At 74.9% G+C, this 20,261-nt stretch carries 16 protein-coding genes; 9 read left to right on the top strand and 7 right to left on the bottom strand.

Going from position 1 to position 20,261, the window contains the following annotated elements; genetic code table 11:
* Positions 1-30: 30 nt before the first annotated feature.
* The 8 genes from OG689_RS09315 to OG689_RS09280 all read left to right on the top strand — a co-directional run bounded on the left by OG689_RS09315 (position 31) and on the right by OG689_RS09280 (position 10,253).
* On the top strand, positions 31-291 hold the full coding sequence (locus OG689_RS09315; protein ID WP_266319288.1) for a hypothetical protein: 261 nt from the start codon (positions 31-33) through the stop codon (positions 289-291).
* 53 nt (positions 292-344) lie between these two features.
* Entirely contained in the window at positions 345-725 is a 381-nt protein-coding gene (locus OG689_RS09310) for a TadE/TadG family type IV pilus assembly protein (RefSeq protein WP_266319286.1), read from the top strand.
* Positions 722-1,201 carry a TadE family protein gene (locus OG689_RS09305; protein ID WP_266319285.1) on the top strand — a complete coding sequence of 160 codons (480 nt, stop codon included), beginning with the start codon at positions 722-724 and terminating at the stop codon, positions 1,199-1,201. The genes OG689_RS09310 and OG689_RS09305 overlap by 4 nt, the downstream gene beginning before the upstream one ends.
* 99 nt (positions 1,202-1,300) lie before the next feature.
* Positions 1,301-1,777 (top strand): hypothetical protein, encoded by a 477-nt coding sequence (locus OG689_RS09300; protein WP_266319283.1) that lies wholly within the window; start codon positions 1,301-1,303, stop codon positions 1,775-1,777.
* Positions 1,777-5,709, top strand: coding sequence for a LysM peptidoglycan-binding domain-containing protein (locus OG689_RS09295; protein ID WP_266319282.1), 3,933 nt, complete (start codon positions 1,777-1,779; stop codon positions 5,707-5,709). Before OG689_RS09300 ends, OG689_RS09295 begins: the two co-directional genes overlap by 1 nt.
* A gap of 123 nt (positions 5,710-5,832) precedes the next feature.
* Positions 5,833-6,408, top strand: coding sequence for a hypothetical protein (locus tag OG689_RS09290; protein WP_266319280.1), 576 nt, complete (start codon positions 5,833-5,835; stop codon positions 6,406-6,408).
* 262 nt (positions 6,409-6,670) lie between these two features.
* On the top strand, positions 6,671-7,249 hold the full coding sequence (locus OG689_RS09285) for a dihydrofolate reductase family protein (protein ID WP_266319279.1): 579 nt from the start codon (positions 6,671-6,673) through the stop codon (positions 7,247-7,249).
* Between the two features lie 292 nt (positions 7,250-7,541).
* Complete coding sequence (locus OG689_RS09280; protein ID WP_266319278.1) at positions 7,542-10,253, top strand: hypothetical protein; 2,712 nt, start codon at positions 7,542-7,544, stop codon at positions 10,251-10,253.
* Positions 10,254-10,402: 149 nt separating this feature from the next.
* Here OG689_RS09280 and OG689_RS09275 read toward each other — a convergent pair whose 3' ends face one another.
* The 4 genes from OG689_RS09275 to OG689_RS09260 form a co-directional block, all read right to left on the bottom strand.
* Positions 10,403-11,791, bottom strand: a complete 1,389-nt coding sequence (locus OG689_RS09275) for a S53 family peptidase (protein WP_266319276.1) — start codon at positions 11,789-11,791, stop codon at positions 10,403-10,405.
* A gap of 250 nt (positions 11,792-12,041) precedes the next feature.
* The gene (gene fabG / locus OG689_RS09270) at positions 12,042-12,800 is read right to left on the bottom strand and encodes a 3-oxoacyl-ACP reductase FabG (protein ID WP_266319275.1); all 759 of its coding nucleotides are present in this window, start codon (positions 12,798-12,800) and stop codon (positions 12,042-12,044) included.
* 14 nt (positions 12,801-12,814) lie between these two features.
* Positions 12,815-14,002 (bottom strand): acetyl-CoA C-acyltransferase, encoded by a 1,188-nt coding sequence (locus tag OG689_RS09265; RefSeq protein ID WP_266319274.1) that lies wholly within the window; start codon positions 14,000-14,002, stop codon positions 12,815-12,817.
* A 117-nt stretch (positions 14,003-14,119) separates the two neighbouring features.
* On the bottom strand, positions 14,120-15,313 hold the full coding sequence (locus OG689_RS09260) for an acyl-CoA dehydrogenase family protein (RefSeq protein WP_266326985.1): 1,194 nt from the start codon (positions 15,311-15,313) through the stop codon (positions 14,120-14,122).
* Positions 15,314-15,444: 131 nt separating this feature from the next.
* On the opposite strand from OG689_RS09260, the gene OG689_RS09255 reads away from it, so the two are divergent.
* Positions 15,445-16,131 carry a TetR/AcrR family transcriptional regulator gene (locus OG689_RS09255; RefSeq protein WP_266319273.1) on the top strand — a complete coding sequence of 229 codons (687 nt, stop codon included), beginning with the start codon at positions 15,445-15,447 and terminating at the stop codon, positions 16,129-16,131.
* A 37-nt stretch (positions 16,132-16,168) separates the two neighbouring features.
* On the opposite strand, the gene OG689_RS09250 is transcribed toward OG689_RS09255, so the two are convergent.
* From OG689_RS09250 to egtD, 3 genes are all read right to left on the bottom strand, one after another.
* Positions 16,169-17,428 carry a nitric oxide synthase oxygenase gene (locus OG689_RS09250; RefSeq protein WP_266319272.1) on the bottom strand — a complete coding sequence of 420 codons (1,260 nt, stop codon included), beginning with the start codon at positions 17,426-17,428 and terminating at the stop codon, positions 16,169-16,171.
* 174 nt (positions 17,429-17,602) lie between these two features.
* Positions 17,603-19,042 (bottom strand): sugar porter family MFS transporter, encoded by a 1,440-nt coding sequence (locus OG689_RS09245; protein WP_266319270.1) that lies wholly within the window; start codon positions 19,040-19,042, stop codon positions 17,603-17,605.
* A 166-nt stretch (positions 19,043-19,208) separates the two neighbouring features.
* Positions 19,209-20,180: an L-histidine N(alpha)-methyltransferase gene (gene egtD, locus OG689_RS09240; RefSeq protein ID WP_266319269.1), complete on the bottom strand. Its 972-nt coding sequence runs from the start codon at positions 20,178-20,180 to the stop codon at positions 19,209-19,211.
* Positions 20,181-20,261: the final 81 nt, after the last annotated feature.

Here is a 20,261-nt window from a genome sequence, read left to right as displayed (position 1 = left end):
CCCGTCCCCCGATCGACACCTGGAGTCCCGATGACCGCTCGACTTCGCCTACTGGCCGGTGCCCTGCTCCTGCCTTTCCTGCTGCCCCTTCAACTCGCCTCGATGCTGATGCACTACCGGGCCGGCCGGCTGCGCGCGGCCCGGGCCGCCGGCGACCGCGGCGCGATCAGCATCGAGCTGGCGCTGGCGGTGATCGCCCTGATGCTGATCGCCGGCGGTGTCATCGTCGCCATCAAGTCGCTCGCCTCCGACGTCACCAAGAAGATCCCCACCACGGACCCGGTGAAGTGATCCGAAGCCCGCGCCGCCCGCCGTCCGCCCCACCGCAGCGGGACCGGGGAGCGATGAGCCTCAGTCTGGCCGTCGTCTTCCCGGTCGTGCTGTTCCTCGTCATGCTCGTCGTGCAGGGATCGATGTGGTGGTACGCCCGACAGGTCGCCCTGGTCGCGGCCCGCGAGGGTGTGGACGCCGGGCGGCTGCAGGGCCCCGCCGCGGACGCGGTGAAGAACGACGCGGCGGTGCGCCAGGCGAAGGACTTCCTCGACCGGGAGGGGAGCGTCCTCGGCGGGTACTCGGTGAGCACGGACGGGAGCAGGCCGGAGCTGATCCAGGTCACCGTGGTGGTCACGCCGCGTTTCCTGATCCCCGGCGTCCCCACCCCGGACTTCACCCAGCACGCCTCCGCGCCGCGCGAGCGGTTCGTCCCGCGGCCGGGTGGCTCATGAGCAGCCCCCGCGGCCTTCGCGGCCGGCTGCCGTTCCGGCGGGGGCCGGCGGCCCGGCGCCGCCGTCCGGACGGGGGCAGTGCGGCCGTCGAGGCGGCGATCCTCGTCCCGGCCCTGCTCACCTTCATCCTGCTGGCGATCGCGGCGGGACGGATCCAGACGGCCGCCAGCACGGTGGAGGCGGCGGCGCGCGCGGCGGCGCGGACCGCCTCGATCACCCGCGAACCCGGCGCCGTCGACACCGCCGCCCGGGCCGCGGCCGACGACGTCCTGCGCCAGGACGGAGTGTCCTGCCAGCGATTGGACATCGACCTGCAGCGGCGCGCGCTGGAGACGCCGGCGGGCAACGTCGCCACCATGGTGGTGGTCGTGGCGTGCGAGATCAGCCTGCGCGACGTACTGGTGCCGGGGATGCCCGGCACCAAGAGTCTGCGCGGTGAGTTCACCTCGGTCGTCGACCGGTACCGAGGACAGTAGGCAGAAGTGTGTAGCGCACGTGGGGGTGGGGAAGCGATGCTCCGCAGACCGGAGAGACCGAGGAAGCCGGGGAGACCGGGTGGGCAGGCAGGTCAGGGTGTGCCGGGCCGCGAGCGGCGGACCGGGCCTTGGCGCGGCCGTCGCGGAGGCGGGCCGGACGTCGGCACCATCTCGCTGTTCGTCGCCGTGGTCGCCACGGGGTTCGTCACCGTCATCGGCATCGTGGTCGACGCCGGGGGCCGGCTGCGCGCGGTCGAGCGGACCGACGCCTGCGCGCAGGAGGCGGCCCGGGTGGCCGGCCAGCAGCTGGACGAGGCCGGCGTCCTGCAGGGCCAGGGGTTCAAGGTCCGCCAGGAGTACGTCCAGCGGGCCGCCGTCGCCTACCTGGGCACCTGCCACCTCGTCGGCGGCAGCGGCAGCGCCGAAATCGCCGACGGCGGAACCAGGGTGGTGGTCACGGTGAACGCCACCTACGAACCCGCCCTCCTCGACCTGGTGCCGAACGGCGGCTGGGGGATCACGGGCAGGGGCAGCGCACTCCTCGTCCACGGAGTCAAGGAAGCGGAGAACGGCTGATGGCCGCGCCACGTGCCAAGAACCACGCCCGTACGGACCGCCAGGCCCCGCCCGGCCGACGGCCGGCGCCCGCACCCCGCGGCCGACGCCGCGGCGGCGTCGGCGCGGTGGTCGGCGCCCTCGCGGCGCTGCTCACCCTGGCCGTCCTGCTGGCCGGCCTCCCGGCCCTGCTGCTGTACGGCACCGCGGCCGTCGCCGGGATGGGCGATTTCGCACCCGACGGCCTCGGGCAGGCCCTCACCAGCCCCGACGACGGGCGGCTGTTCCTGTGGCTGCTGGTCCTGGTCGGCTGGCTCGGCTGGGCCTGCTTCGCGTTCTCCGTCCTGCTGGAGATCCCGGCGCAGCTGCGCGGCCGGATCGCCCGCCGGATCCCGGCCTTCGGCTGGAGCCAGCGGATCGCCGCCGGACTCGTGGGGTCGGTGATCGCCCTGCTGCCGGTGGCCGGTTCGGCCTTCGCCGCCACTCCCGACCGGTCCCAGGCCGTGCTCTCCGCACCGCAGTTGACGGCCGGGCCGCAGTACGCGGCGCTGCCGGCCGCGCAGGCCGCACCGGCGTTGGCGCCGGCGGCCGAGCAGCAGGCCGGCTACACCGTGCGGGACAGCCGGCCCGCCGACAGCCTCTGGTCGATCGCGGAGCGCCAGCTCGGCTCCGGTTCGCGCTGGACCGAGATCGCCAAACTCAACGACGGCCGGGTGATGGACGATTCCGGCCTGCGCTTCGACGCGGACCGGCCGATCCAGCCCGGCTGGAAGCTGCTGATGCCGGCCGACGCCAAGCCGGACCAGGAGTCGCCGGCGGCGACCCCGGCCCCGCCGGCGCCCGCGCCGCCGGGGGCGGAGAACCCCCAGCCCGCCGGCGGGCGGGACGCGAAGGTCACCGTCGCCGAGGGGGACACCCTCTCCGCCATCGCCCAGCGGGAGTTGGGGAGCGCCGAGGCCTGGCCGCAGCTCTTCGAGGCGAACAAGGGCGTGCAGGCTCCCGACGGCGAGCGGCTGAGCGACCCGGACGAGGTCGTGCCGGGCATGGTCCTGGCGGTACCGGGCGTGCCCGAGCCCGCTCCCACCCAGACACCCACCCAGACACCCGCCCAGACACCCGCCCAGGCACCGGAGTTGGAGACCGCGCCCACCCCGCAGGCGCCCGCCCCGGCGCCCCCGGCCCCGGTCACGCCGGCCCCCGCCACCCCCGCGGCCGAGGCCCCGCCGGCCCCGGCCCCCGCGAGCCCCGCTCCTGCCACCGCGAGCCCGGCGGCCGAGGCCCCGAGCGCGCCGGCCCACGCCCCGGCCACCGGTACGGACCCGAAGCAGGCGCAGGCGCCGAGCGACGACTACACCGTCGCCCTCGCCGCCTCGACGGTCAGCGTCCTGCTCGCCGCGATCATGATCGGTACGGTGGCCCGCCGCCGTGGCGGCCAGCAGCGCGCCCGCCGCCCGCGCCACCGGGTCGCCCTGCCCGCCGCCCCGGCCGCCGCCTTCGAGGCCGAACTGAAGGCACGACAGGACGCCACCGGGCTGGACCTGCTCAACCGCGCCCTGCGCACGATGGCCCGCAACACCGTCCGGTCCGGCAAGCGGCTGCCCGCCCTGGTCGCGGCCCGGGTCACCCCCGGACGCACCGTCGAACTGCACCTCTCCGCGCCCGCCACCCCCATCGCGCCGTTCCGGGCCGCGCACGCGGCCAACGTCTGGTGGTGCCCGGAGGACGCCTCCGACCTGCTCTCGGCCGGCCAGGCCGGCAAGACCGCCGCGCCGTACCCGGCGCTGGTCACCCTCGGCACGTCCCCGGACGGGTCGGTGGTGCTCGCGGACCTGGAGACCGTCCGGCTGCTGCACCTCTCGGGGCACCCCGACGACGCCCGCGACGTGCTGCGCACCCTCGCGCTCGAACTGGCCCACAGCCCGTTGGCCGACCGGCTCCACCTCCATCTCGTCGATCTCGCCGAGGAGTTGCCGATCTCCGGCCCGGCGGCCGAGCGGGTCCACCGCCACCCGAGCCTGGAGGCCGCCCTGACGGCGCTGGGCCCGCGGACCGCCAAGGCCCGCGCCACCCTGGTGGCCGCCGACGCCACCAGCCCCCGGGACGCCCGCAGCCGCGGCGCCGCCGACGAGTCCTGGATCCCGGAGATCGTGCTCTGCGCCCAGCAGCCCGGCGGCAACATCCCCGCCGAGCTGGGCCGGCTGCTCGACGCCCGGCCGCGGACCTGCGTCGCGGTGATCACCCGGGCCCCGGAGCGCGGCACCGGCCCGGTCGCCCGGTGGACACTGCCGAGCACCGGCCACACCACCCTGCCGGGCCTGCATCTCGGCGTGGAGCTCCAGCGTCTGACCGGCCACCAGTACGACCAGGTCTCGGAGCTCCTGCGCTCCTCCTGCGACGAGACCCAGCACCCGGCGCCGGCCTGGACGATCGACGGCCCGGGCATCGACCTCGAACCGACCGAACTGCCCCTGCCGGTGCCGGTGCTGGTCGCCGTCGGGGCCGGCTCCGGCGAGGCCGCCGCCGGTCCGCGCCTGCTGGCCCGGGTGATCGGCACCGGCGCCAGCCCGTTCGCCGGCACCGACCCGGCCGCACCGCTGGCCGCCGGCCCCACCTCGCCCGTCGTACCGCAGGCCGCCGTGCCGCCCGGCCCGGGCCGGGCCTTCGCGCCGGGGGCGCCCGTCCCCCCGGGACCGGGCAGCCGGGCCGGGATCAACGGCCGGGGTCTGCGGGTCAGCAACGCCGTTTCCCCGCCCGCCGGTTCGCCGGTGCCCGCCCAGGGCGGAGGCCCGGCACCGACCGCCGGGCCCAGGTTCGACAAGACGCCCCCGGTCCAGCCGGTCGTCCCCGTGCCGCCCGCGGCCACGAACCCCGCGACCCCCGCGAGCCCCGCAGTCTCCGGGCCGCCGACGGCTCCAGGGGCCTCCGCGGCACCGGAGGCCCCCACGGCGCAGCTGCCCGGCCCCGGAGCGTACCCGGCCGCCGCGCTGCCGCCCACCGTGCCGGCGGCCCCGGCCGGTCCGGGCGTCCCGCCGGCCGAGCCGGAACCGGCGCCCACGCACGACCCGGCGCCCGCACCCGCCGCCTCCGAGCCGCACACCCCCGCGCGCCCGGCCCCCGGCTCGGTCCGCTCCGACGCCGACGACCTGCTGGCCATCCTCCGCTCGCCGGAGGCCCACGCCACCCGCACCGCGCCCCGGATCCGCCTGCTGGGCCCGGCCGACGTCCTCGGCGCGAGCGGCCCCGCCGAACCCGCAGCGCTGCTGCGGCTCACCGAGCTGGCCGCCTACCTGGCGCTGCGCCCGGGTGCCGACCACAGCGCCCTCGACCACGACCTGCACCCGGGCGCCGCGCACCTCGACCCGCACCCCGCGGGCGACCACGGGGACGGCCCGAGCACCCCGCTGCCGGCCAAACTCGCCGACCTGGCGGGCTGGTTCGGCAGTTCGCCGGACGGCCGCGCCTTCCTGCGGACGGACACGGCCGAGGGGTACGCCTTCGCCCCGACGGTCACCTGCGACTGGGACGAGTTCCGCAGCCTCTACCGCCGGGGGATGCGCAGCACCAGCGCCACCGCCGACGCGGCGCTCGCCCACGCGCTGGCCCTGGTCCGGGGCGCGCCGTTCGCCGAGGCACCGCCGGCCGCCTTCGGCTGGGCGGAGGCGGAGCGCCAGGACATGATCGCCGCGATCGTGGACACCGCGCACGAACTCGCCGCCCGCCGCCTCCAGTACGGCGACCACCGCAGTGCCGAGGCAGCGGTCTTCCGGGGCCTGGCGGTCGCCCCGGACGTCGAACTCCTGCACCGGGACCTGTTCTACGCGTACGCCTCGGCCGGCGCCCGGGACCAGCTGGTCCGCGCGGTCAACCGCCTCGACGCCCTCAGCCGCCGGACCGGCCGGGAGCTCGACGCCGACACGGTGGCGCTGCTCCGGGACCTGCTCTCGGGGTCGTGACGGCGGGGCGGACCCACCCGGCCGGCGCGGGGGAGCGGTGCGGCGCCCGCCGTCCGGCCGGGTGGGTCCGCCGGCCGCACCCTCGCGGCCGGCGGGCGGACCGGCTCTGAGATGGTCGTGCGCATGACCGACACCACCACCGCGCGCGTCGTCACCGACGTGCTCCAGCCCCGGAACGTCCTGCTCGCCGGAATGCCCGCCATCGGCCTCGCGGCCGCCGGGGACTGGACCGGCGCCCCGTGGGGCCTGCTCGGCGCGCTCTGCACCGGGATCGTCCCGGCCTCCTACATCGAGTGGGAGCGCCGGCGGGGCACCTGGGGCGACCGCCATGTGGTGGACCGCACCCAGCGGGCGCCGATCTTCCTGGTCATCCTCGGCTCGATCGGCGCCGGGGCCGCGGTGATGACCGCCGCCGGCGCCCCTGGCGGGATCCTGGTCGCGATGCTGGCGCTCTGGGCGATGACCGTCGTGCTGCTGGCGGTGAACACCGTCTGGAAGATCAGCGTGGACTGCGCGGTGGCCTCCGCCGTGGTCGGGATGCTGGCCGTCGTCCACTCGCCCTGGTGGCTCGCCGGGTACGCGGCGGTCGCCGCCGTCTGCTGGACCAGGGTGGCGCTCCAGTACCACTCGGTCGCCCAGACCGCGGCGGGCACGGGCCTGGGCGTGGCGGCCGCCGCCGCGGTGCTCGGGCTGCTCTGACGCCGCGTCCGCCCAGGGCCTGGCGTGTCGGCCGGCGCACTGCCCGTCCCGTCCGCCGTCGCGGCGTATCGTCTCGGCCGTGGCCCGGTGCGGACCGGCGAACCCGGTCGTGGTGCGACGAAAGCGGCCGCGGGCGCCGGGGCGGCGGGTCGCGATCCCCCGACCCCCGACAGCCCCGACAGCCCTGACAGCCCCGACAGCCCCGACAGCCCTGACAGCCCCGACAGCCCCGACAGCCCCGACAGCCCTGGCGAAGGCCGTGATGAGAAAGATCGTCCTGTTCACCTCGGTCTCCCTCGACGGCTTCTTCGAGGGGCCGAACCGGGAGATCGACTGGCACCTCGTCGACGACGAGCTGCACCGTCACTTCAACGAGCAGCTCAAGGTGATGGGCGCCTTCCTGGAAGGGCGCGTCACCTACGAACTGATGGCCGGCTACTGGCCGACCGCGGACGCCGACCCCGCGCTGAGCGCCCCGATGGCGGAGTTCGCCGCGATCTGGCGGGGCATGCCCAAGATCGTTTTCTCCCGGACGCTGCAGCGGGCCGACCCGAACACCACCATCCGCCGGGAGGTGACGGTCGAGCAGATCAGGGCGCTCAAGGCGGAGCCGGGCGGGGACCTGGTCATCGGCGGCGCCGACCTCGCCGCGGAGTTCGTCCGGCTGGGCCTGATCGACGAGTACCGGATCTACGTCCACCCGGTCGTCATCGGGCAGGGCCGGCGGTTCATCCAGGATCCGGGCCACCGGATCGGGCTCGAGCTGATCGACACCCGGACCTTCGGCAACGGCGTCGTGCTGCTGCACTACCGGACGGCCGACGGGCCCGCACCCGGGTGACCCTCGCGAGCGCCCGTCCGGACCCCGGCCCGCGGGACTCGGGGGCACACCGGCCGGGCCCGGCCTGCGCCATCGCCCACCCGGCCTGGATCGGTCGAGCCCGGACGCCGTAGGGTGGCGCAACGGGAGTGGTGGACGACCGGCACCACGGTGGACGGGCTGACGCCGCGGCAGCGGCGGGGCGGGGTGGTGACCAGCGGTGTCGGACGCAACAGTGATGCCCGGCGGTCCGGACGGTCCGGGAGGCGGCCCGTGGGCCGGCGGCCCGGCCTCCGTGGAGGAGACCACGAGGATGCCGGCATTCACGGACGACGACGATTCGGCGATGGAGCAGACGGCCCGGATGCCCCGGTTCGGCGCCGCCGGGCCGGAGGCCGTCGAGGCCCCGCCGGCCGCCGCACCCGCCGGCCCCTTCGACGCGCCGGGCCCGTTCGACGCGCGGAACCCTTTCGACGCGCCGAATCCCTTTGACGCGCCGGGCCCGTTCGACGGCCCCGCCCGGACGGTCCGGCAGGGCCCGTTCGACCAGGCGCCGGAGTCGGCCGGCGTGCCCGGACAGTTCCAGCCGCAGCAGTTCCAGCCGCAGACCCAGCAGCCGGGACTGCCGGGGCAGGCCCCGCCGCCCCCGGCCGCGCCACCCGTCCAGCCGTCCACCGGGTGGACGGTGACGATCCCGGTCATCAACCCGGCGTCGCTGCCGGGTCCGGCGGGCGCTTCCGGTCCCGTACCCGCGCCCGGTCCCGTACCCGCGCCCGGTCCCGTACCCGCGCAAGGCCCGGGGCCCGGGCACGGACCCGTCCCGCCGCCCGGGCCCGTCCTCGCACCGGGACCGGTGCCCGGCGCACCCGCGCCTGCGGGCGGACCGGTGGCCGGCCCCGCTCCCTGGTCCAACGGGCCGGTGCCGTCGTCGGCGCCCGCTGGCCTCGGCGCCGCGCCGCGCGGCCGGATCCTCGTCATCGAGGGCGGCTACGGCACGTCAGGCCGGCGGTCCTGGGGCCGCGGTGGCGCCAACCAGGCGCCCGTCCTGTCGGCGATGCTGGCGGCCGTGTCGCCGCAGATGCTGCTCGCGGCGGACGCCGTGGACGCGGTGCACCTGCCGGGGGCCAACGATCCGCAGACCGTGCTCGCCCACCTGCGGGCCGCCTCCCGGCACCCCGGCCCGCTCCTGGTGCACCTCGGCGGCCACCTGGTGGCCGACAAGCGCGGCGGTCAGCTGTACCTGACGCTGCGTGACTCCAAGCCCGGCTCGGTACGCCAGGACGGGCTGTCCTGGCAGGCCGTGGCCACCGAGCTCCAGCACCGTCCGCGGGACTGGCAGACCCTGGTGATCGCCGACCTGAGCGCGGACCAGCAGGCCTGGCCGCAGCTGCAGACCCAGATCTCGCCGCTCACCGACGGCATCCCGCTGTGGGCGGTGGTCAGCCCGGACCCGGAGCAGATCGGCACCTTCACCCGGGCCCTGATCGAGGCCCTGCACGGCGGCCGGCCCGGCGCCGACGCGGTGCTGGCGCCCGAGCAACTGCGCCAGCAGGTCTACTCGGTGCTGCGCCCGGACGTGGTGATCCTCAGCTCGCACGCCCCCGACCGGCCGGTGTTCCGCAACACCGCCCGCCGGACGGAGAACGCCCCGGCGATCGACGCGATGGCCTACGAGGGCCCGCGCCCGGTCGCCGTCCAGCCGCGCCCGGGGGGCCGCCGGGACACTCCCGTGCCGCCCGCCGCCGGGGCGTCCCCCGGCTCCCTGCCGGCGGCGTCCCCCGGGGCCGCGCCGTCCGCGCCGCTGCCCGCGCCGACGGCCCGGGTCCGACTGGACAAGCCGCTCCCCGAGCAGGCCGGGGTGCCCGCGAGCACCCCGCGGGTCCTCCTGGACAAGCCCGGTACCCGGCCCGGCCCGCTCGACGCCCCGGCGGCCGGGCCGGTCGTCAGCCTGAGCAAGGGGGACGCTCCGCCGGTGGCCCCGGCCGAGGCCCGGCCGGTGACGCTCCGGAAGAAGACCACCTGGGCGCCCGAGGATGCCCCGGCCCCGGCCGGTTCCGCCCCGGACGTTCCCACCACGGACACCCTGGCTACGGACGTCCCGGGCACCGAGGCCCCGGCCGCGGAAGCCCTCGTAACGCCGGCCGCCGTGCCGGAGCCTGCCCCGGAAGCCACCATGGAGCCCGAACCCGCCGAACCCGAGCCGGTGGCCGCCCTGTCCGCCGAGGCCCCGCCGGTGGCGGACGACACCCCCGAACCCGCCGCCCGTCCGGTCACCCTGGCCAAGCGCGGGCCCGGCGCCGTCCTGCTGGAGGCGTTGTCGGCCGCGGCCGAGCCGGTGTCCGAGACCGCCTCGCCCTGGGCCGCGGTGGCCGTCGACCCGGCGGTGACGGCTCAGCCGACCCTGACCGGGCTGGCCGTACCCCCGCCGGAGCCCGCGTCGGCACCGCAGAACTCGCTCTGGGGCACGCCGGTGTCCGAGGCCGCCGCCGAAGCCCCCGCCGCGCCGGAGGCGGTCCGGGTAACCCCGCAGGCAGCGGCCGGGCCCGCCGCCGGGCCTGAGGCCCTCGCCGAGGACCGCCCCGCCCCGCCGGACGACTACCGCGAGGCGATCGGCCGGATCGTCCGCAGCGCCGAGGCCGGCGAGCACACGGTCGCGGCCGAGCTCGCGCTGACCCTGGAGGAGCTGACGGTGGCCGTGCACGGGCCGACCTCGGCGCCGGCGCTGCAGGTTCGTCAGGTGCGGGCGCACGTGTCCCGGCTGGCGGGCCGGCCCGGCGAGGCCGCCGACCTGTACCGCGCGGTGGCGCTGGTACTGCTGCGGGCGCAGGGTGCGGACCATCCGGAGACCCAGCAGGCCGCGACCAACGCCGAAGCCTGCTGGCGGGCGATCCCGGACCGCACCGAGGCGCTCAAGGTGGCACCGGAGATCATCGAGCTCCGGGCCTACCTACCGGGCCCGGACGGCCGCAAGCTGCGCGCCGCCGAGCGCTACCTGGCCCAGCTGGCCGCGTCGCCCGCCGAGTGATCGCAGCCGGGCGGGCCGGGGCGGGGCCGCCCGGCGAGCTCGCCCCCGGCCGCACGAGGGCCCGGCCGGGCGGCGCGGAGCCACCCGGCCGGGCCGGTCGTACGGTGCGCCGCACCGTCGTACGAGGTGCCGCGCCGTGACGGGCGGGGTCAGCGCCCGGCGAGGGCGTGCACGAAGCGCGTCGCGTCGATGGTGCCCAGGCCCGAGGCGAGGTCGTAGCCCTTGGCGGCCTGGTAGCCGGTGACGGTGTCCCAGGAGTTGTCGCCCGCCGCCACGTCGACGATGCCGCTGAACTGCTGCGGGAGGAGCGCCAGCCCGTACAGTCGCGGGCCCAGCTGGCCGAGCCGGTGTCCGGCGAGCTGGGCGGCCAGGGCGACCACGCCGGAGAAGATCGGGGTGGCCTCGCTGGTGCCGCCGGTGAGGTGCCAGCCGACCCGTGTCGGGTCGTAGGACTCGTAGGTCCAGGCCGCGCCGTCGACGGCCGCGCTCATGCTGATGTCGGGCGTGCCCCGGTGGTTTCCGGTGACCTTGGCGACGCCGGTCTGGTACCAGGGGCGCGCGAAGACGCCGGACGCGCCGCCGCCGGCCGCGCCGTAGTCGTCGTGCCAGACCTGGTCCGGCGCGGTGCGCCTGCCGTTGTCGTCCAGGGTCAGCTGGGTGCCGCCGACCGAGGTGACCAGCGGGTCCGAGGACGGCCAGGAGTTGACCTTGTACGGGTAGAGGTTCTCGCCGTCGGCCTGGTAGTCGGTCGCGCCGGCGTCGCCGGAGGCGGCCAGCACGGTGACGTCGTGCGCCGCGGCGTACTGGAAGGCGTACCGCAGGTCGGTGAGCGACGTGAAGTCGCCCTTGTCGTACCCGGGGAAGGTGTTCTCGGTGGCGCCGAAGCTCTGCGAGATCACGTCGGCCTTCCCGGTCTTGATCAGCGCCTTCTCGGCGTCCATCATCTCGGGCAGGCCGGTGACGCCCTCGGTCTCGGCGACGCCGGTCTCGACCAGGATGATGTGGGCGTCGGGGGCGACGGCATGGGCGTACTCGACGTCCAGGGTGCTCTCGCCGGCCCAGCCGGTGTGGTCGGCGTTGGTCGGGTCGAAGGGCGGGACCTGGCCCCACTTCACCACCTCGACCTGGGTGTCGGGGATGCCCCACTGCTGGTCGAAGACCTCCAGGTCGTGCTGGATGGTCGGTGAGCCGAAGGAGTCCACGATCACGATCGTCCGGCCCTTGCCGGTGATGCCCTGCCGGTAGAGCGGGTCCAGGTTGTACGCGGCGCGGTACTGCAGCGGGGAGTAGCAGTGGATGCCGATCTCGGTGACGCATTGCGAGGTCGGCAGCGGGGCGACCCGGCCGGCGGCGCTGATGTGGCCGGTGGAGGCGGGGCGTACGTGCGGGGACTGCCGGTGCCCGGTGGCCGGCCCGGCGGCGAGGCCGGTCGCTCCGGCGCCGCCGGTACTGAGGGCGGTGGCCCCGACGGCGAGCAGCGCGAGGGCGCGAACGGTGGCGGAGCGGCGGGTGCCCGCGGTGGCGGGGGAGGTGCCCATGGAACTCCTTGGGACGGAGGGTCCGGCCTGCTGAGGTCGGTCCGGCCATCCCATCGATCAGAACATGATCATGCCATAGTCATTTGGTACTCCTGGCATGACCGCTCCAGGCCACCGGACTAGGTAAAGGCTGGCCCCGGGTTCGGTCATGGACCACCGGGACCAGCCATTTGTGTGACAGTCAGGCCGACGTACTGTCATGTCGACAAGTAGTCACACCCCTCAGTCGCCGCGCCTCCGACGGCAGGTGTCAGCGCGCCCCGCCGTTGACGTACAGGGTCTGGCCGCTCACGTACGAGGCCTCCTCGCTCGCCAGGAACGCCACCACCGCGGCGATCTCCTCCGGCTGCCCGACCCGGCGCAGCGGCGTCCGGGCCGAGACCTCCGCCTGGTGGTCCTCGGGGGTGGCACCGACCCGCTCCGCGCTGGCCGCCGTCATCGAGGTGGCGATGTAGCCGGGCGCCACCGCGTTCACGTTGATGTTGTACGGGCCCAGCTCGATCGCCAGGGTGGCGGTCAGGCCCTGGATGCCGGCCTTGGCGGCGGCGTAGTTCGCCTGGCCCCGGGCGCCCAGCGCCGAGCGCGAGCTGAGCGAGACGATCTTGCCGTACTTCTGCCGGACCATGTACGCCTGCGCGGCCTGGGCGCAGTTGAACGCACTGGTCAGATTGACCGACAGGACGGCGTCCCAGTCCGCCTTCGGCATCCGGAAGAAGAGGTTGTCGCGGGTGATCCCGGCGTTGTTCACCAGGATGTGCAGCCCGCCCAGCTCCTCCACGACCCGCGCGAAGACCGCCTCCACCGCCTCGTGGTCCACCACGTCGCAGCCGTACGCCCGGGCGGTGCCGCCCTTGGCGGTGATCACGTCGACGGTGGCCTGGGCGCGCTCGGCGGTCAGGTCGACCACGGCGACCGTCGCACCCTCCTCGGCCAGCCGCAGTGCGGTGGCCGCGCCGATGCCCTGGGCCGCGCCGGTGACGACGGCGACCTTGTCCGAGAACCTGCTCATGCGCTGATACTCCTTCAGACGGATTCGACGAGTACGGCGGTGCCCTGGCCGACACCCACGCACATGGTGGCGAGGCCCCGCCGGGCCCCGGTGCGGCGCATCCGGTGCAGCAGGGTGGTGAGGATCCGGGCGCCGGATCCCCCCAGCGGGTGGCCGAGCGCGATCGCCCCGCCGGACGGGTTCACCAGCTCGGGGTCGAAGCCCAGCTCGTCCACGCAGGCCAGTGCCTGCGCGGCGAAGGCCTCGTTGAACTCCGCCTCCTGGACGTCCCGCACGCTCCAGCCCAGCCGGTCGAGCACCTTGCGGGTGGCCGGCACCGGCCCGATCCCCATCACATCCGGATGCACCCCGGCGGAGGCCCCGGCGGCGTACCGGCCGAGCGGCTCCAGGCCCAGCTCCTCCAGCACCTGCTCGCTGACCAGCAGCAGCGCCGCCGCGCCGTCGTTCATGGGGGAGGCGTTGCCGGCGGTGACCGTCCCGCCGTCCCGGAACACCGGCTTCAGCTTGGCGAGCCGCTCCAGGGAGGAGTCCTCCCGGATGCTCTCGTCCTGGCCGACCGTCACACCGTCCGGGCGGACGACGGGCAGCAGTTCGGCGTCGAAGTGGCCGTCCTTGCGCGCGGCGGCGGCCCGCCGGTGGCTGCGCAGTGCGAAGGCGTCCTGCCGCTCGCGGCTGATCCCGTACCGGCTCGCGACCTCCTCGGCGGTCTCGCCCATGCTCAGCACGCCGTGCAGCTCGTGCATCCGGGGGTTGGTGATCCGCCAGCCGAGCCGGGTGTCGAAGGTCTCCAGCTTGTGCGGCAGCGCCTCGTCCGGGCGGGGCAGTACGAACGGCGCGCGGCTCATCGACTCGCAGCCGCCCGCGACGACGATCTCCGCCTCGCCCGAGCCGATCGCCCGGGCCGCCGTGCTGACGGCCTCCAGCCCGGAGGCGCAGAGCCGGTTGACCGTCGCACCGGGGACCGTCTCGGGCAGCCCGGCCAGCAGGACGGCCATCCGGGCGGCGTTGCGGTTGTCCTCGCCGGCCTGGTTGGCGGCGCCCCAGTAGACGTCGTCGATCCGGGCCGGGTCGAGAGCGGGCACGTCGGCCAGCAGGCCGCGCAGCACGGCGGCCGACAGGTCGTCGGGCCGGACGGTGGACAGGGCGCCGCGCAGCCGCCCGATGGGGGTGCGGCGGGCGGCGGCGAAGTAGACAGGACGCACTTCGTCGGGCTCCTCTACGTCGGAGGGTCGGGGGGTCGGGGGTGGCGGTGATGAGGCCGCGGTGATGAGGTCGCGGTGATGAGGGTCGCGGTGATGAGAGGGAGAACGGGCCGGGCGTCAGAAGGCGTTGACACCGGTGAGCGAGCGTCCGATCAGCAGCTTGTGGATCTGGCTGGTGCCCTCGTACAGGGTCATCACCCGGGCGTCCCGGAGGTACTTGCCGACCGGGTACTCGTCGATGAAGCCGTACCCGCCGAAGACCTGCAGCGCGTTGTTGGCGGCCCGCACGGCGGCCTCACTGGCGAACAGCTTGGCGACCGAGGACTCGGTGCCGAAGGGCAGCCCGCGCTCGATGTGGTCGGCCACCCGCCAGGTGAGCAGCCGGGCCGCCTCCAGGTCCACCGCGATGTCCGAGAGCAGCTCCTGGACCAGCTGGTGCGAGGCGATCGGCCGGCCGAACTGCTCGCGTTCGGCGGCGTACTTCACGGCCGCCTCCAGGCAGGCCCGGGCGATCCCGACGCAGCCGGCCGCCACCGACATCCGGCCCTTGGCCAGGGCTGCCATCGCCACCGTGAAGCCCTTGCCCTCGGCGCCGAGCCGGGCGCTGTCCGGCACCCGGACGGCGTCGAAGGTGAGTTCGGCGGTGGCCTGGCCGCGCAGTCCGAGCTTGCCGTGGATCTCGGTGCGGGTGAATCCGGGCAGGTCGGTCGGGACGAGGAAGGCGGTGATCCCCTTGTGACCGGCCTGCTCCGGGTCGTCGCCGCCGGTGCGGGCGAAGACCAGGGCGACGTCGGCCCACGTCCCGTTGGTGATGAACATCTTGGAGCCGCTGATCAGCCAGTCTCCCCCGCTCTCCGAGCCGGAGGTGCCCCCACGCCGGTCGCGGACCGCCCGGGTGGTCAGGTTGGCGGCGTCCGAACCGGTGCCGGGTTCGGTCAGGGCGAAGCAGCCGAGGGCCTGGCCCGAGGTGAGCGCGGGCAGCCAGTGCCGCTTCTGCTCCTCGGTCCCGTACGCGTTCACGGACTTGGCGACCAGGCCGAGGGTGACCGAGACGATGCCGCGCACGGCGGAGTCCCCCCGGCCCAGCTCCTCCAGGACCAGGCAGTACGCCAGGTGGTCGCCGCCGCTGCCGCCGTACTCCTCGGGGATGGTCAGCCCCAGGAAGCCGACCTCGGCCAGCTTCTTGACGATCGAGCGGTCCACCGACTCGGCGCGGTCCCAGGCGGCGGCGTACGGCACGATCTCGCGGTCGGTGAAGCTTGCGGCGAGTGCGCGGACGGCGCTCTGCTCCTCGGTGAGCTCCAGGTTCATGGGGGCGTCCATCCGTTAAACTAGCGGTGCAAGTTTTTCGGACTCTAACCCGCCCCGGCCGATCTGTGAAGGGCCGCCTGCGAGAATGACCGCCCTGGGCGTGCCCGCCCACCCGACCGGAGGAATCGACGATGGCCCGCCCGCGCACGCCACTGCTCAGCCGCGACCGCATCGTCGCGGCAGCTCTCGCGCTGGCCGACGCCGAGGGCCTGGACGCACTGTCCACCCGCCGGCTGGCCACCGAACTCTCGGTCAGCGGCCCCTCCCTCTACAACCACTTCGCCACCAAGGACGAACTGCTCGACGCGGTGGTCGACTCGGTGATGGGCGAGGTGGACCTCTCGATGTTCGGTCCGGCCGGCCCGGCCGACGCCGCCCCGGACTGGCGCACCGCACTGCGCGACTGGGCCCGCTCCTACCGCGCGGCCCTGGCCGCCCACCCCAGCATCGTCCCCGTCCTCGCCCAGGGCCCGGGCCGCCGGCCGAACGCGCTGCGCCTCGCCGACGCCGTCTTCGGCTGTCTGGTCGACGCCGGCTGGCCGCGCGGCCAGGCCACCCGGATCGGCGCCCTGATGCGCTACTTCGTCACCGGCTCCGCGCTCGCCTCGTTCGCCGCCGGGTTCCCCGAGGACGCCGGCCTGTACGCGGCCGAGTACCCGCACCTCGGCGAGGCCCACCTGCTCGCCGAGCACCGCCGCTCGATCGACGAGGGAGCCTTCGAAACCGGCCTGGAGGCCCTGCTCGACGGCCTCGAACTGCGCTACCTGCGCACCGTCCACCCCGGTCCCGGTCCCGGTGCCGGTGCCGGCCAGGTCTGACGCCGACCGGGCCCGCCCGGCCGGGCACCCGCGCCGCTCACCACGGCTCACGGGCCAGGAAGGCCGGCCGCAGCGACGGGTCCACCGGGTCGTAGTAGCGGTGGTACACCGGCGTCAGCCCGCCCGACACCGGCGGGACGATCCAGCTCCAGTCCGCCGGGGTGGGCCGCCCGAGCCGCTTCTCCTGCGCGATGTGCCTGAGGAACCGCTCCGACTCGGTGTGGTGGTCCGCCATGGTCACCCCGGCCTCCTGGAACGAGTGCAGCACCGCCACGTTCAGCTCCACCAGCGCCCGGTCGCGCCAGAGCGTCCGCTCGCTGGAGGTGTCCAGCCCGAGCCGCCCGGCGACCTCCGCCAGCAGGTTGTAGCGGTCCGCGTCCGCCAGGTTGCGGGCCCCGATCTCGGTGCCCATGTACCAGCCGTTGAACGGCGCCGTCGGGTACCGCACCCCGCCGATCTCCAAGGTCATGTCACTGATCGCGGGCACCGCGTACCACCGCAGGTCCAGCTCCGCGAACCACCCGTGGTCCGGGTGGGTCAGCCGCACCTCCAGGGCGGCGTCGTCCGGCACCTCGTACCACTCCGGCCGGGCCCCGGCACGCTCCTGCACCAGCAGCGGCAGCACCTCGAACGGCTCCCCGCCGCACTTCCACCCGAGGTCACGGGCCCGCGCGGCCAGCTGCGCCCCGGCCGGGTCGCCCGTCCAGCCGCCACCGGGCGCCGGGTGACCCGCGTACCGGACGAGCTGCTGGTTGACGATCCGGGGCGCCGGGCGGCCCGGCCGGTCGGGGGCGAACACCGAGACCACCGGCCGGATCCGGCCGCCGTTGGTGGCCAGCCGCAGATGCTCGAAGCACTGCTCGGCGATGTCGTCGGCGGAGGAGAGTCGGCGCAGGTCGCGCACCACCAGGCTGCGCCAGTACAGCCGCCCGATGCAGCGCGCGGCGTTCCGCCAGGCCAGCCGGGCGCCGAAGGCCAGCTCCTCGGGCGTGTGCTCGTACGTCCCGGTCCGGTCGATCTCGTCCAGCACCTGGCGCAGCCGCGGGCCGGGGCCGCCGGCTCCCGGCCGCTCCTGGTGGAACTGCCGGACGAAGTCGGCCGCCTGCCGGGGGTCGGTGAACGCGGCGGGCCGTGCGGTGGGCGGGGCGGCCGGCGCGGTCACGACGGGTCCGCCCGCGGCCGGTCCGGCCATGGACGGACCCGTCGTCGGCGAGGTGCCGGCGACCGGTGCGGTGTGGCCGTACGGGCAGGCGCCCGTCGGTACGGGTCTGCGGGTGCGAAGCCGGTTGAAGATCAAGAATCATCCCTCCCAGGCCTTCAGGAGTACCGGATGTGTGTACCCGGCCGCAGAGAGTGAACGAATCGGCCCCCGCTCCCGGCGAATGACGCTAGGGTGCGGGGGCCGTGGCGGCGCCCGCCCCCGGCCGGGGTGCCCGGTCGGAGCGGGCGGGCGCGTGCTGCGGAGGGCGGGTCAGCCCATGTCCTCCAGGCGGACGCCCTTGGTCTCCTTCATGAACCTGGCCACGAAGAACACCGACCCGGCCGCGAAGAGCGCGTAGGCCAGGTACGTCGCGGAGAGGTTCCAGCCCGCCATCGACGGGAAGGACACCGTGATCGCCCAGTTGGCGATCCACTGGGCCGAGGCGGCCACCGAGAGCGCCGCGGCCCGGATCCGGTTGGGGAACATCTCGCCGAGCATCACCCAGACGACCACACCCCAGGACATCGCGAAGAACAGCACGAAGGCGTTGGCGGCGACCAGTGCCACGGTGCCCTGCAGGTCGGGCAGGGCGACGTCGTCGCCGCTGCCGGTGGCCGAGGAGAACGCCCAGGCGCAGGCGCCCAGCGAGAGCGCCATGCCGACCGAGCCGACCAGGGCGAGCGGCTTGCGGCCGATCCGGTCGACCAGCAGGATCGCGATCACCGTGCCGACGATGTTGATGATCGAGCTGGAGAAGCTGATCAGCAGCGAGTTGCTCTGGTCGATACCGACGGACTGCCAGAGGATCGACGAGTAGTAGAAGATCACGTTGATGCCGACCAGCTGCTGGAAGACCGACAGGCCGATGCCGGTCCAGACGATCGGCAGCAGGCCGAAGCGGCCACCCAGCAGGTCCTTGAAGCGGGGCCGGTGGTCGGAGGCGATCAGGCCCTGGATCTCGGCGATCCGGGCGTCGGTGTCCGCGGCCGGGCCCTCGACCTCCTTGAGCACCTCGCGGGCCTCGTCGAGCCGGCCGGCCGAGATCAGGAAGCGCGGGGACTCCGGGATCATCGAGGAGAGCACGAAGTAGACGACGGCGGGGACGGCGCAGACGCCGAGCATCCACTGCCAGGCCTCCAGGCCGAGCAGCTGTCCCCGGGTGTCACCGCCGGCCGACTCCGTCAGCACCCAGTTGACCAGCTGCGAGATGGCGATGCCGAGCACGATCGCGGCCTGCTGGAAGGAGGCGAGCCGCCCCCGGTAGCGGGTCGGCGCCACCTCGGCGATGTAGGTCGGCGCGATCACCGAGGCGATGCCGATCGCCGCACCGCCCAGGACCCGCCACAGGGCGAGGTCCCAGGCGGCGAACGGCACCATCGAGCCGACGGCGCTGATCCCGAAGAGGACCGCGCCCGCCTTCATCACCCTGATCCGTCCGTAGCGGTCGGCGAAGCGGCCGGCCAGCGCCGCGCCGACCGCCGAGCCGAGCAGTGCGGAGGAGACGATCAGGCCGGTCACGCCGTCGCCGACACCGAACCTTTCCTGGATGCCGGAGACGGCGCCGTTGATCACGGAGCTGTCGTAGCCGAACAGGAACCCGCCGAGCGCGGCGGCGGCGGTGATGAAGACGACGAAGCCGAGGCGGTCGGGGGCCGGGGCCGAAGCCTCCGGGGCCCGGCCGGGCCGGGCTGACGACTGGGTGGCGGTCACGGAATCTCTCTCCCGGTGCTCAACACTGAGCCTGCATAGCATGAACGCTTTGCGGCCGGGTTGCCGCAACGCGCGTTCAAGATATGTTCGTATGAATCGAAACGGCAAGCTCAAACTGGGATGGACTCGGCATCCCTACATTCAGGTGTTGAACATAAGGGGCCGACTACACCGGCTCGGCCAGTGAAAGCCCGAACCTGCCGGCCTCGTCTGTCCACCATTGGGAGAGCCGAAACCCGGCCGCCGCCAGCTCGTCCGCGACCCGCTCCCGGCGGAACTTCGCCGACACCTCCGTACGCAGCTCCTCGCCGGCCTCGAAGTGCACCGGCAGGTCCAGTGCGGGAATCTTCACGGTCTGGGTGCGCAGCGAGCGCAGCCGCATCTCGATCCACTCCTGCTCGGCGTCCCAGCGCGCCACGTGCTCGAACGCCGCCGGGTCGAAGTCGGCCGCCAGCTCCCGGTTCAGCACGTTCAGCACGTTCTTGTTGAACTCCGCCGTCACCCCGGCCGAGTCGTCGTACGCCGCGACCAGCACCGCCGGGTCCTTCACCAGGTCGGTGCCCAGCAGCAGCGAGTCGCCGTGGTCCACCATGCCGCGCAGGGTGGTCAGGAACTCCGCCCGCTCCGGCGGCAGCAGGTTCCCGAGCGTCCCCCCGAGGAAGGCCACCAGCCGCGGCCCGCCGTCCGGCGGCAGCCCGGGCCCGGCGGTGAAGTCGGACAGCACCGCGCGCACCGTGAGCTCCGGGTACTCCTCGGCCAGCGCCTGCCCGGCTGCGGTCAGCGCGCTCTCGCTCACGTCCACCGGCACATAGGTCTCCAGCGTGCCCAGCTCGTGCAGCGCGTCCAGCAGCAGGCGGGTCTTCTCCGAGGAGCCGGAGCCCAGCTCGACCAGCGTCCGGGCCTTGGAGGCGGCCGCGATCTCACCGGCCCGCTCGGTCAGGATGGCCCGCTCGGCCCGGGTCGGGTAGTACTCGGGCAGCCGGGTGATCTCCTCGAAGAGCTCGCTGCCCCGGGCGTCGTAGAACCATTTCGGCGGCAGCCACTTCGGTTCGGAGGTCAGGCCGTGCTGCACGTCGTGGCGCAGCGCCTGGCTGAAGTGGTCGGCGGGCAGCAGACGGGTGAGATCGAAGGCGTGCATGGTGGTTCGTCCTCTCGGGTCCGACGTGTGGGTGCGGGTGCGGGTGTGGGGGCAGGTGCGGATCTGCGCGGATGGAGGCGC

Source organism: Kitasatospora sp. NBC_00240 (assembly GCF_026342405.1).
In the GTDB taxonomy this organism is placed as follows: Bacteria; Actinomycetota; Actinomycetes; order Streptomycetales; family Streptomycetaceae; genus Kitasatospora.
This window is presented reverse-complemented; position numbering and strand designations above follow the sequence as displayed.